The following is a 12,159-nucleotide window of genomic DNA, read 5'->3' on the forward strand; positions in this document are numbered from 1 at the left end:
GGGGTCAAGTCCCAAGGATGACACGCGCCTCCGTCACGTCACCTATTTTACACTATCGACAACGTACAAGGATGAGGAACGAAGGAGACAGTGCACAGCATGAAGCACGCAATAAAAAACCCCGCCGAAGCGGGGTTTTTTATTGCGTAAAGCTATAACCTCACGCGAAGTCCAGCGCGCGGTCGCCATTCTCATCCTTGATACGGGATGGCAGGCCGATATGGTTCAGGATGTTGAGGAAAGGCTTCGGGTTCAGCTCTTCCACATTGACCATTTTCTTCACATCCCATTCGCCGGAAGCGATCAGGATTGCGGCAGCCACAGGGGGAACGCCAGCCGTGTAGGAAATGCCCTGCGAACCCACTTCGTTGTAAGCGTCCTTATGATCGGCAACGTTGTAGATGAAGACTTCCTTTTCCTTGCCGTCCTTGGTGCCCTTGACGAAATCGCCAATGCAGGTCTTGCCGGTATAATCCGGCGCCAGCGACGACGGATCGGGCAGCACAGCCTTGACCACCTTGAGCGGCACGACTTCCAGACCTTCAGCAGTCTTGACCGGCTGTTCGGACAAGAGACCAAGATTGTTCAGCACCGTGAAGACGTTGATGTAGTGATCGCCAAAGCCCATCCAGAAGCGGACATCCGCATTCGGGTAGTTCTTGGACAGCGAATGCACTTCGTCATGGCCGGTCATGTAAGCCTTGCTCGGGCCGACGACAGGCAGGTCGAACGTGTGGCCAACTTCGAACATCTTGTTCGACTGCCACGCACCCTTCTGCCAGGAATAGACCGTGCCGGTGAATTCGCGGAAATTGATTTCCGGGTCGAAATTGGTCGAGAACCAGCGGCCATGCGAACCGGCATTGATGTCGACGATATCGATCGACGTCACGTCGTCCAGATAATCGTCAGCGGCCAGACGCGCATAGGCATTGACCACGCCCGGGTCGAAGCCGATGCCGAGAATGGCTGTGATGCCCTTCTCTTCGCATTCCTTGAGGTGCTTCCATTCGTAATTGCCATACCATGGCGGCGTCTCGCAGATCTTCTTCGGATCTTCGTGAATGGCCGTGTCCATATAGGCAACGCCCGTATCGATACAGGCGCGAAGGACCGACATATTGAGGAAGGCCGAGCCGACATTGATGACGATCTGAACACCCGTCTTCTGGATCAGAGCCTTGGTGGCTTCAACATCCAGAGCATCCAGCGCATGCGCTTCCAGCTTCACCTCGGTCTTGAGGCTCTTCTTTTCATGCACGCTATCGATAATCTTGCGGCATTTCTCAACCGTGCGGGACGCAATATGGATATCGCCCAAAATGTCAGAGTTTTGCGCACATTTATGTGCAACAACCTGTGCCACGCCCCCGGCGCCGATAATGAGAACGTTCTTCTTCATTTTCTGTCGATGCTTCCTCTTCCAGCGGTTTCCCGCCATCTATTGACCGTCCCGATTGCCTTCTCATTCGGAACACATGAGTTCGTTGCAGCCTGAAGCCGCAACCGGATCTTTACGAAAGCGACCCTTCAAAATCCGCGAAGGTGAATTCGCGGACAACATTGACCGTGCCGTCCAATTCGCGCACGGCAATCGCAGGCATTTTCACGCCATTGAACCAGTTTTTCTTGACCATCGTATAACCGGCGGCATCCGCAAAAGAGAGACGGTCGCCAACTTTCAGTTCATGGCCGAAATTGAACTCGCCGAAAACATCGCCCGCCAGGCACGACTTGCCGCAGACCATGTAACGGTGGTTGCCCTCATTCGGCTCCATCTTCGCGGTTTCGCGATAGATCAAAAGATCGAGCATATGGGCTTCGATGGAGCTATCCACGATGGCGAGGTTTTTGCCGTTGAACAGCGTGTCGAGAACCGTCACTTCCAGCGTTGTGGTCTTGGTGATCGAGGCTTCGCCCGGTTCCAGATAGACCTGCACGCCAAACTTTTCCGAAAACGCCTTCAGGCGCGTGCAGAATTCATCGACGGGATAATTCTCGCCGGTGAAATGAATGCCGCCGCCAAGGCTGACCCATTCAACCCGGTGCAGAAGCGAGCCGAACTTGTCTTCGATCTCCGTCAGCATCTTGTCGAACAGACCGAAATCGGAATTTTCGCAATTGTTGTGAATCATGAAGCCAGTCACGCGGTCCATGACCTTCTCGACCTTCGCCACATCCCACTCGCCAAGACGGCTGAACGGACGCGCCGGATCGGCAAGATCGAAGCTCGATGACGACACGCCCGGATTGAGACGCAGGCCGCGCTTGATATGCGCCGCCTTATCGGCAAAGCGATCCAACTGGCCGATGGAATTGAAGATGATCTTGTCGGCATTGGCGATGACTTCATCGATCTCGTGATCGGCATAGGCAACGCTATAGGCGTGGGTTTCGCCGCCGAATTTCTCGTGGCCAAGACGCACCTCGTTGAGCGAGGACGAGGTGGTGCCGTCCATATACTGGCTCATGAAATCAAACACAGACCATGTCGCGAAGCATTTCAGCGCCAGCAAAGCCTTCGCACCGGACTTCTCGCGCACATAGGCGATCTTTTCCATGTTGCGCTTCAGCTTGGTCTTGTCGATCAGGTAATAAGGCGTCTGGATCATGGCTCTTCGTCTTCGGGTCGTCCAATGGGGAAATCTGGCCTGTCCAGCAAGGCTGGTCGCCACGTTGGGAAGAAGCGTCAGACGCTTCTTCTGGAATTATTCAAAGGCTTATAGGAAGCTTGTGACAGAAACACAAATCCGCCACAGCACCACGGGGAAAAATTTCCCCACAAGCTGTCGCGGATCGCTTCCATCTTGGCCATCAGCCTTCAACGGTTGGCCCTGATATAGAGCTTTTCGCCAGAATTTGAACCCCTTACACGCTTCTCCCTTGTTTTGATTGAAAGTCTTTGTGCGCAACACCGGCTTTCTGTGCAGGAGTGACCGCTCTATCATCGCCCGAAATATCTCCCTGATAATTAAACAAGCATCTGCTTGACAAATTAAAGGGGCGGGCGTAGCGATTGGCATGCAGTTCGGACGGATGGGCATTTTGGGGCCTCCATGTCCGGTTATTCAGTTGTGTAAGGGAAAAATCATGCAGGACCAAACATCCGCTAGCGGCCAGACCGCTGGTTGGGGAGACCTGTTTGCCGGTAAGAACGCCATCCGGTCGCTCACGCTTGTCGGCGGTGTCGCATTGCACGCCATCAACGTGTTCATCGCCACCACCATCCTGCCCACGGTCGTCGCCGATATTGGCGGCATGGATTATTATGCCTGGAACACGGCGCTGTTCGTGACGGCCTCCATTCTCGGCTCTGCGCTCGTTCCGCGCCTGCTCTCGCAGGCAGGTCCGCGCAGCGCCTATCTGTTGGCGGCGGTCATTTTCGCCGCCGGGACGCTCGCCTGCGGTCTCGCGCCATCCATGCCGGTCATGCTGGCCGGGCGTTCGGTGCAGGGCCTTGGCGGCGGCATGATGCTGGCGCTTTCCTATGCGATGATCCGCATCGTTTTTCCTGAAAACCTCTGGCCCCGCGCCATCGGTCTCGTCTCCGGCATGTGGGGCGTTGCAACCCTCGTTGGTCCGGCCATCGGCGGCATATTCGCCGAGCTTGGCATCTGGCGCGCTGCCTTCTGGTCGCTGGCACCGGTGATCGGCATTTTTGCCATCATGGCCATGGTCGTGCTGCCGCGCGCCTCCGGCGATGCAGGCAGCCGCGCACCACTGGCCTGGCCGCAGCTCATTTTGCTGACGGCGGCTGTCCTTGCCGTCTCCGCCGCCAGCATTTCGGTCAATGCCGTCATGAATGCGGCAGGCGTCGCGCTGGCTATCGTGCTGTTGGTCCTGCTCTTCGTGATCGAACGCAATTCGTCACGGCGCATTCTGCCCAAGGGGTCTTTCAGTCTCCGCCGGCTCGGCGCGCTTTATCTGACGCTCGCCTTCCTCAGCGCCTCGGTCACCAGCGCCGAAGTGTTCGTGCCACTGTTCTTTCAGGTGCTGCATAACCAGTCGCCTCTGGTCGCCGGTTATCTGGCCGCCATCATGGGCGGAAGCTGGACGCTCGGTTCCATCGGATCTTCGGGCGTCTCGTCAGGCCGGGTTGACCGGGTGATCATCGCCGCGCCGCTGATGGGCATAGCGGGCATGGTCACGCTCGCCACGCTGGTTCCCGTCGGCAGCGACGGTCAATGGGCAAGCCTGTTGCCAATCTGTCTGGCGCTGGCGGTCATCGGCTTTGGCGTGGGCATGACATGGCCGCATCTTCTGACGCGCATTTTCAAGCGCGCCGATGCGGATGACCAGAATCTAGCGTCGGCATCCGTCACGACTGTCCAGCTTTTCACCACGGCGCTCGGCGCCGCGCTGGCGGGCATGGTCGCCAATATGGCTGGCCTCAGCAATCCCGGCGGCTTTGCAGGCACCGCCAATGCCGCCATGTGGCTGTTTTCCGGCTTTGCCATCATGTCGGCGCTGGCATTCCTGTCCGCGCTGGCTTTGGTGCGCAGCGCAAGACAGCCGCAAGTGGCATCGTGCTGATCAGGAAAGACTGGCCGGGGTAAAAACATAGGCGCAGCGCCGCGCCCCGGCCAGAATATGCTCGGTACGGGCAACCGAAACATCGGGACCCAGAACCGCTTCAAACACCTGAAGCTCGGCCCGGCAAAAGCCCTGACAGGCATCGGCGGCGGCACAGATCGGACAATGGTTCTCGACAAAAAGCCAAGAACCATCCGCCCGCCGCTCGGCATCGGCCATATAGCCCTCGGTCGAGCGAATATCTGCAAGCGCCTTGACGCGCTCGTCGAACTCCATGTCTTTCAGGCGCGCATGATACTGACGACGGGTTTCGGCCTCGCGATGCGCGACCAGTGTTTCCAGCGCGTCTTCGCCAAGGATGGTGCGCACGGAATGCAGAAGCTGCACGGTCAGATCGGCATGGGTATCGGGAAAGCGCTTATTGCCGGTTTCCGTCAGGTCCCAGAACTGCGACGGGCGGCCAACGCCCTGCGAAACGGAATGCGGCGCGACGAGACCTTCCTCGGCCAGCCGCACCAGCTGCTGGCGCACCGCCTCGCCGGTGGTGCCGAGATGTTCGCCGATTGCGGCAGCCGTCTGCGCACCGCGCATTTTCAGCGCCAGCATCACGCGCTCTGCGGGTGAACGTGCTCCCGAAACGTCCGTATTTAGAAAGTCATTCCTTGACATATTGCCTGTTTTCGATTTAAAGAAGCATTATCTTGTTAAATTAAGCGAACCGCCCGGAATTATCAAGATCGTTCTGTATGAAGGAGTCCAAAATGAGCTTTACCCTGCCTCCGCTTCCCTATGCGACCAACGCTCTTGAAGGCGTCGGCATGGGCACCGAAACGCTTGAGTTGCACCATGGCAAGCACCATCAGGCCTATGTAACGGCGCTCAATGGCTTCGTTGAGAAGAACGATGCGCTCAAGGGCAAGTCGCTTGAGGAAATCGTGCTCTTTGCCAAGGACAAGCCCGATCTCGCTCCGGTCTTCAACAATGCCGGCCAGCATTGGAACCATGATCTGTTCTGGCAGAACCTGTCGGCAAATGGCGGACGCCTTCCCGGCGCGCTGGAAAAGAAGATCGTCGAAGACTTTGGCGGCGTCGACCAGTTCAAGGAAGCCTTCAAGACGGCGGCTGTCGGCCAGTTCGGCTCGGGCTGGGCATGGCTGGTTCTGGCCAATGACGGCAAGCTGAAGGTCACCAAGACGCCAAATGGCTCCAATCCGCTGGCAACCGGCGAAGGCAAGGCGCTATTAGGGCTTGATGTCTGGGAGCATAGCTATTATCTCGATTTCCGTAATCGTCGGCCTGACTATGTAACGAACTTCCTCGACAAGCTGGCCAACTACGAATTCGCGGAAGCCACCCTGAAGGCAGCCTGACGCGCTTATATTGATTGCGATCAAAGCGGCCTGCCTGCTCAGGATGCAAACTCCACGGAGTTGCATCCATGCGGACGGGCCGCAGCAATGACCGATAAAGACCAAACCAACCGACCCAATCCTTTAAGGCGCCGTCCTCCCAAGCGTGGTGCCGGAGAACAACAGAGACAGTTCCGAAGATGAGCAGCAACTTTAATCAGGAAACCGTCACCGATATCCATCACTGGACCGACACGCTGTTTTCCTTCCGTACGACGCGTGATCCGGGCTTCCGCTTCCAGAGCGGCCAGTTCATCATGATGGGCCTCGAAGTGAACGGCAAGCCGCTCACCCGCGCCTATTCCATTGCCTCGAGCCTCTATGAAGACGGGCTGGAATTCTTCTCGATCAAGGTGCCGAACGGTCCATTGACCTCCAAGCTCCAGCATCTGAAAGTTGGCGACCAGATCATCCTGTCCAAGAAGCCGGTCGGCACGCTGCTCTATGACAATCTGAAGCCCGGCAAGAATCTGTGGCTGCTCTCGACCGGCACCGGCCTTGCGCCATTCCTGTCGATCATCCGCGATCTGGAAGCCTATGAGCGCTATGAGAAGATCATTCTCGTTCATGGCGTGCGTCAGGTGGCGGAACTGGCCTATACAGATTTCATTTCCAACGAATTGCCGCAGGACGAATTCCTCGGCGAGATGGCAGCAAAGCAGCTCATCTATTACCCGACCGTCACCCGCGAGCCTTACAAGAACCGCGGACGCCTCACCGACCTCATTCGCTCGGGCCAGATTTTCACCGATATCGACATGCCGGAACTCAATCTGGAAGATGATCGCGTGATGCTGTGCGGCAGCCCGGAAATGCTGGCGGAAACCAAGCAGCTCCTCGAAGAGCGCGGTTTCAAGGAAGGCAGCCAGAGCGAAGCCGGTCATTTCGTGATCGAAAAGGCTTTTGTCGAAAAATAAGTTTCGCAGCCATACAAACGAAAAAAGGGAGGCGATTGCCTCCCTTTTTCATTTCAGCTCTTCGAAATCGAGCCCGATATCGAGGTTCGGCGCGCTGTGCGTGGTCCAGCCGACCGAAATCAGCTCAACGCCGCTGGCAGCCACCGCCGCCACCGTTTCCGGCGTGATCCCGCCCGACGCTTCCGAAATCGCGCGCCCGTCGATCACCGACACCGCCTCACGCAATTGCGCAGGCGACATATTGTCGAGCAGCACCGCATCCACGCCAACAGCCATCGCCTCATCAAGCTGTTGCAGCGTATCGACCTCGACTTCGATCTTGACCATGTGACCGGCCCCGGCCTTGGCACGTTCGATGGCCTCACGCACACCGCCAGCAACTGCGATGTGATTGTCCTTGATCAGCACCGCATCATAAAGCGCGAAACGGTGGTTCATGCCGCCGCCTGCCCTCACTGCATATTTCTGCAAGACGCGCAGCCCCGGTGTTGTCTTGCGCGTGCAGACGATGGAGGCCCTGGTGCCTTGGACCGCCTGCACCAAGCCGGCGGTGGCTGTGGCAATACCGGACAGGTGACCGAGAAAATTGAGCGCGGTCCGCTCCCCCGCCAGAATGGAACGGGACGAGCCGGAAACGCGGGCAACATCCGCCCCTTTCTCAAGAGACTGACCGTCCCGCGCCAAACGTTCGAATTTGACATCCGGATCGACCAGACGAAACGCCATTTCGGCCACATCCAGCCCGGCAATGACGCCCGGCTGGCGCAGGCTGAAAAGCATGGCCGAACGGTGATCCTCCGGCACCACCGCATTGCTGGTGATATCGCCAGCGAGCCCCAGATCTTCCAGAAGTGCGGCGCGCACCAGCGGTTCGACGACAAGCGGAGACAAGCGCGGCAGGTTCATCATGCAGTCCTTGTAACAGGGTGAGGCGCGGCAATTTCGCAAGCCAGTGCGAAAGCTGCTGGAAAGGTGAAAAAGCTGCGGCCCGAATCCGTGCTTTTGGTGGGATAGTCGCTGCGGGCATGGCTGCCGCGCGACTCGCACCGGTCAAATGCCGCAACCGCAGCGACCAGCGCCAAGGCTGCGGCATCGTCGGTCTCCGCGAGGGGGAGAAGGGTGGTGATTGCAGAGCGCAAACCTTCTTCATCACGCAGCAGGCCAAGATGGCGGGAAACAATGCGCCGTACCGGTTCGGGATCGGAACTCTGCGGCAGGCTGACAGGCACGGGATGCCGCACGGCGACCGCCTCTGCACAGCCAATCGCGCGGGCGGCGCGCAACCCCATGGCGGCGGCTTCAAGCAGCGAATTGCTGGCAAGCCGGTTGGCGCCGTGCAGGCCGGTGCAGGCAGCCTCCCCCACCGCCCAGAGACCCGGCAAGCTGGTGCGACCGTCAGCGTCGGTCTTGACGCCGCCCATGTGATAATGCGTGGCGGGTCTGACCGGGATCATATCGCGGGACGGATCGACGCCATGTTGTTTGCAAAGCGCATCGATACCGGGAAACCGGGTGGCAAAACGCACGCCCAGAGCTGTACGCGCATCGAGATAGACCTTGCGCCCTTGCGCGATCTCGCTGCCGATGGCGCGCGCCACTACATCGCGGGGCGCAAGCTCGCGGCCCGGAATATCCGCCATGAAGCGCTCGCCACGATCATTGACGAGATTGGCGCCCTCCCCGCGCACCGCTTCGCTGATCAGCGGCAGACGCGGCGCGGAAACGGCTAGCGCGGTCGGGTGGAATTGCACAAATTCCATATCGGCCAGCACAGCGCCTGCACGGCCTGCCAGAGCGGCCCCTTGGCCGAGATTGCCGAGCGGCGTGGTCGTTGCGTTATAAAGTCCGCCGATCCCGCCCGTCGCCAGCACCACGGCGCGCGCTGCAACCGGACCGACATTTTCAAGACAAGCGCCGGTGACACGGCCATCCTGCCGGATGAGCCGCAGGGCGCGGGTGTTTTCCATGACGGTGATCGAAGGCGTCGCCAGAACCTTGGCGGTCAAGGCGCGCATGATGCCCGCCCCGGTCGCATCGCCATCCACATGCACGATGCGATGGCGGCTATGGGCGGCTTCCAGCCCGAGCGAAAATGAACCGCCCGCCTTGCGGTCGAAGCGCACGCCATGCGCTTCCAGCGCGGCAACCACATCCGCGCCTGCCGCGATAATTTCTGCCGCCACGCCTGCGTCACACAGGCCGTCGCCCGCCGCAATCGTATCGGCCAGATGCAGCGCCGCGCTGTCATCCGCGCCAAGGCTCGCGGCGATGCCGCCTTGCGCCAGCGTGCTGGAACCGGAAAGGCCGAGGGTTCCCGCTGTCACCAGCAGCACCGGCTGCGGCGACAGGGTCAGCGCCGTCATCAGACCGGCAAGGCCGCTGCCAATGACGAGGACCGGGGCCGTATTCATACCGCCAGCATCCGCTCGACGGCGCGCCGGGCAGGCTCCATCAATGCTGCATCGACGGTCACTTCATGACGGTTGTTTTCGAGCGCGTCGCGAATATTGGCGAGCGTGATCCGCTTCATATGCGGGCAGAGATTGCACGGGCGGATGAACTCCACATCCGGGTGATCGACGGCGACATTGTCGCTCATCGAGCATTCGGTCAAAAGCACGACACGCTGCGGCTTCTTCTCGCCGACATAGTCCGACATGACCGCTGTGGAACCGGCAAAATCGGCGACCGCCACCACTTCCGGCGGGCATTCGGGATGGGCCAGAACCACCACGCCGGGATGGCTTTCACGCAATTCACGGATATCGTCGGGCGTGAACCGCTCATGTACCTCGCAATGGCCATGCCAGGCGAGAATTTCGACATTGGTTTCGCGCGCCACATTCTGCGCCAGAAACTCGTCGGGGATCATCAGCACACGCGGCACGCCAAGCGACTCCACCACTTTCTTGGCATTCCCGGAAGTGCAGCAAATGTCGGACGCCGCCTTCACGGCAGCAGATGTATTGACATAGGTGATGATTGGCACGCCCGGATGCGCCTGCCGCAACAACGCCACATCTTCCGGCGTGATGCTGTCGGCCAGTGAACAGCCCGCGCCCATATCGGGGATCAGCACCGTCTTGCCGGGATTGAGCAGCTTCGCCGTCTCGGCCATGAAATGCACACCCGCCAGCACGATCACATCGGCATCGACCTCCGCAGCCTTGCGGGCCAGCGCCAGACTGTCGCCGACAATATCAGCCACGCAATGGAAGATTTCAGGCGTCTGGTAATTATGCGCAAGGATCACCGCATTACGCTTTTTCTTCAATTCGAGAATGGCTGCGACATCGTCTTCGAAGCCCAGCCACTCCGCCTTGGGTAGCACCTTGGCCACGCGGTCATAGAGTTGCGAAACGGAAACATGATCGTTCATGGTTGGGCCTCCCGAGCCTACCCATTATACTCAATCTGAGCATTTCATGTTTATGAACTTATACTCGATTCGAGTATATTGTCAATCGCGGGAGATTGGCAGCTTGGCTCCGGCCAGATGGCGCTCGGAAAGGGCGCGTTCCTCGACAATCGAGTAGCGGAAACGGAAGAGTTTTGCCGGGCGACCGCCGGTTTCGCTGTCGCTTTCGCCGGTTTCCTCGACCAGATCCTGCTGCTCGATCAGGCGGCGGAAATTCTGCTTGTGCAGGCGCAGGCCCGCCAGCGCTTCGACGGTGCGCTGCAATTGCAGAAGCGTAAAACTGTCCGGCATCAATTCGAACACCACCGGGCGATATTTGATCTTGGCGCGCAGTCGCGCAATGGCCGTGGCAAGGATGCGGCGATGATCGGCAAACATGGAGCGACCGTTCTCGTCTTCCTTCATCCCAGCTTCCGCCACCAGACCGGCTTCGAACAGCAGTTCATAGCGTTGCAGCACGAGGTCTTCGTTCCAGCGCCCGCCCCACTCGCCATTTTCAAAGCCGAAGTTGAAGGCGATACGCCGCATGCGCTGCGCGGTCAGTTCCGGCGTTTCGGCCCGATAGGCCCAGACAAGGAGCGCATTGTTGAGATGCTCCATGATGGCCGGTTCGCCCTGACGGTGATCTTCCCACGGCAGATAATCATACCAGCCGCGCCAGCCGGCCTGCCCTGCCGCCGCATCGCTCTCACGCACAAGGCCGAGATAGCTGATCGAGATGATGCGTTCGCCCTGTGCGTGACGGTCACGGTCGGCAAAAGTGTAGAGCTGCTCCAGATAGCCGACCGGATGCGCGGTTTCCGACTGTACCCAGGCGCGAAGACCGGATTGCAACGAACGGTGCTCGCTTTCGAACGGGCCAGAGGGAAGAGCCTGCCCCTGTCGTACGGTCATGACGCGCGGCTGTTCGCTGGTCACAGCGGCCAGCACGGCAATCAGTTCGGTATGGGCAATATCGTCGGTCACGGCAACTCCGGAAAACATTCCCGACATTGAACGCGATTGACCAACGAATACAAGGCGCTGTGCGTTACCGGCCACAGCTTTCAGCGCTTACGCCTTGTTCTTGGCCCCGAAAACATGCTCCGGCCCCGGAAATGTGCGCGCGCGCACCTCCTCGGCATAGGCTTTCGCCGCATCGGACACCTGCGGCGCGAGTTGCGCAAAGCGCTTCACGAAGCGCGGCGTGAAATCCTGGAACAGCCCCAGCATATCGTCCGAGACCAGTATCTGCCCGTCGCAGGCAGCCGACGCGCCGATGCCCACCGTCGGAACGGAGAGTGATGCAGTGATCTCGCGCGCCAGCGGCTCCACCGTGCCTTCAATCACCAGCGCAAACACGCCGGCATCGGCAATGGCCTGCGCGTCACGGCGAATGCGGTCGGCTTCCTCGTCGCCGCGTCCGAGCGAGCGGAAACCGCCAACCGTGTTGACCTGTTGCGGCATCAGACCGACATGGCCGAAGACCGGAATGCCGCGCCGCACCAGAAAATCGACCGTTTCGGCCATTTCTTCGCCGCCTTCGAGCTTGACGCCGTCGCAGCCGGTTTCCTGCATCACGCGAGCAGCGTTGCGAAACGCCTGTTCCTTCGATTCCTGATAGGAACCGAACGGCATATCGACGATGACGCAGGCCGTCTCGGCTCCGCGCATCACCGCCTGCCCATGGGCGACCATCATGTCGAGCGTCACGGCAAGGGTGGAATCCATGCCGTAAAGCACCATGCCGAGCGAATCCCCCACCAGCAGCAGGTCGCAATGCGGATCGAGCAGACGCGCAATCGGTGTCGTATAAGCGGTGAGGCTGACAATCGGGCGCTCGCCCTTCAGGGCTGAAATGGCCTTGGGCGTCAGTCGCTTCTGTTTGACGGGTGCGCTCATG

At 59.4% G+C, this 12,159-nt stretch carries 11 protein-coding genes; 3 read left to right on the forward strand and 8 right to left on the reverse strand.

Features of this window, described 5'->3' with window-relative positions; translation table 11 throughout:
* Positions 1 to 160: 160 nt before the first annotated feature.
* Together FIC94_RS06595 and nspC are read right to left on the reverse strand one after the other, a co-directional pair.
* Positions 161 to 1,402 (reverse strand): saccharopine dehydrogenase family protein, encoded by a 1,242-nt coding sequence (locus tag FIC94_RS06595; RefSeq protein ID WP_140024366.1) that lies wholly within the window; start codon positions 1,400 to 1,402, stop codon positions 161 to 163.
* A gap of 112 nt (positions 1,403 to 1,514) precedes the next feature.
* Complete coding sequence (gene nspC / locus FIC94_RS06600) at positions 1,515 to 2,612, reverse strand: carboxynorspermidine decarboxylase (protein ID WP_124915175.1); 1,098 nt, start codon at positions 2,610 to 2,612, stop codon at positions 1,515 to 1,517.
* Positions 2,613 to 3,090: 478 nt separating this feature from the next.
* On the opposite strand from nspC, the gene FIC94_RS06605 reads away from it, so the two are divergent.
* Positions 3,091 to 4,533, forward strand: coding sequence for an MFS transporter (locus FIC94_RS06605; RefSeq protein WP_140024367.1), 1,443 nt, complete (start codon positions 3,091 to 3,093; stop codon positions 4,531 to 4,533).
* Here the strand turns inward: FIC94_RS06605 and FIC94_RS06610 are convergent, their stop codons facing one another.
* Positions 4,534 to 5,139, reverse strand: coding sequence for a helix-turn-helix transcriptional regulator (locus FIC94_RS06610; RefSeq protein WP_140024368.1), 606 nt, complete (start codon positions 5,137 to 5,139; stop codon positions 4,534 to 4,536).
* A gap of 155 nt (positions 5,140 to 5,294) precedes the next feature.
* On the opposite strand from FIC94_RS06610, the gene FIC94_RS06615 reads away from it, so the two are divergent.
* Positions 5,295 to 5,903 (forward strand): superoxide dismutase, encoded by a 609-nt coding sequence (locus tag FIC94_RS06615; protein WP_140024369.1) that lies wholly within the window; start codon positions 5,295 to 5,297, stop codon positions 5,901 to 5,903.
* A 179-nt stretch (positions 5,904 to 6,082) separates the two neighbouring features.
* On the forward strand, positions 6,083 to 6,859 hold the full coding sequence (locus FIC94_RS06620; protein ID WP_078337945.1) for a ferredoxin--NADP reductase: 777 nt from the start codon (positions 6,083 to 6,085) through the stop codon (positions 6,857 to 6,859).
* Positions 6,860 to 6,907: 48 nt separating this feature from the next.
* On the opposite strand, the gene nadC is transcribed toward FIC94_RS06620, so the two are convergent.
* From nadC to panB, 5 genes are all read right to left on the reverse strand, one after another.
* Positions 6,908 to 7,765 carry a carboxylating nicotinate-nucleotide diphosphorylase gene (gene nadC, locus FIC94_RS06625; protein WP_140024542.1) on the reverse strand — a complete coding sequence of 286 codons (858 nt, stop codon included), beginning with the start codon at positions 7,763 to 7,765 and terminating at the stop codon, positions 6,908 to 6,910.
* Positions 7,765 to 9,270: an L-aspartate oxidase gene (locus FIC94_RS06630; RefSeq protein ID WP_140024370.1), complete on the reverse strand. Its 1,506-nt coding sequence runs from the start codon at positions 9,268 to 9,270 to the stop codon at positions 7,765 to 7,767. Before FIC94_RS06630 ends, nadC begins: the two co-directional genes overlap by 1 nt.
* Positions 9,267 to 10,238 carry a quinolinate synthase NadA gene (gene nadA / locus FIC94_RS06635; protein ID WP_109368373.1) on the reverse strand — a complete coding sequence of 324 codons (972 nt, stop codon included), beginning with the start codon at positions 10,236 to 10,238 and terminating at the stop codon, positions 9,267 to 9,269. The genes FIC94_RS06630 and nadA overlap by 4 nt, the downstream gene beginning before the upstream one ends.
* 81 nt (positions 10,239 to 10,319) lie before the next feature.
* Positions 10,320 to 11,270, reverse strand: a complete 951-nt coding sequence (locus tag FIC94_RS06640) for an NUDIX hydrolase (RefSeq protein ID WP_140024371.1) — start codon at positions 11,268 to 11,270, stop codon at positions 10,320 to 10,322.
* A gap of 60 nt (positions 11,271 to 11,330) precedes the next feature.
* A complete protein-coding gene (gene panB, locus FIC94_RS06645; RefSeq protein ID WP_140024372.1) occupies positions 11,331 to 12,158 on the reverse strand; it encodes a 3-methyl-2-oxobutanoate hydroxymethyltransferase in 828 nt (275 codons plus the stop codon).
* Between the last annotated feature and the right edge of the window lies 1 nt (position 12,159).

Source organism: Ochrobactrum teleogrylli (assembly GCF_006376685.1).
GTDB lineage: Bacteria > Pseudomonadota > Alphaproteobacteria > Rhizobiales > Rhizobiaceae > Brucella > Brucella teleogrylli.

Excerpts from the sequence above, each read along its gene's own strand:
- FIC94_RS06595 (WP_140024366.1), bottom strand. The coding sequence starts at position 1,402 with ATGAAGAAGAACGTTCTCATTATCGGCGCCGGGGGCGTGGCACAGGTT.
- nspC (WP_124915175.1), bottom strand. The coding sequence starts at position 2,612 with ATGATCCAGACGCCTTATTACCTGATCGACAAGACCAAGCTGAAGCGC.
- FIC94_RS06605 (WP_140024367.1), top strand. The coding sequence starts at position 3,091 with ATGCAGGACCAAACATCCGCTAGCGGCCAGACCGCTGGTTGGGGAGAC.
- FIC94_RS06610 (WP_140024368.1), bottom strand. The coding sequence starts at position 5,139 with ATGCTGGCGCTGAAAATGCGCGGTGCGCAGACGGCTGCCGCAATCGGC.
- FIC94_RS06615 (WP_140024369.1), top strand. The coding sequence starts at position 5,295 with ATGAGCTTTACCCTGCCTCCGCTTCCCTATGCGACCAACGCTCTTGAA.
- FIC94_RS06620 (WP_078337945.1), top strand. The coding sequence starts at position 6,083 with ATGAGCAGCAACTTTAATCAGGAAACCGTCACCGATATCCATCACTGG.
- nadC (WP_140024542.1), bottom strand. The coding sequence starts at position 7,765 with ATGAACCTGCCGCGCTTGTCTCCGCTTGTCGTCGAACCGCTGGTGCGC.
- FIC94_RS06630 (WP_140024370.1), bottom strand. The coding sequence starts at position 9,270 with ATGAATACGGCCCCGGTCCTCGTCATTGGCAGCGGCCTTGCCGGTCTG.
- nadA (WP_109368373.1), bottom strand. The coding sequence starts at position 10,238 with ATGAACGATCATGTTTCCGTTTCGCAACTCTATGACCGCGTGGCCAAG.
- FIC94_RS06640 (WP_140024371.1), bottom strand. The coding sequence starts at position 11,270 with ATGTCGGGAATGTTTTCCGGAGTTGCCGTGACCGACGATATTGCCCAT.
- panB (WP_140024372.1), bottom strand. The coding sequence starts at position 12,158 with ATGAGCGCACCCGTCAAACAGAAGCGACTGACGCCCAAGGCCATTTCA.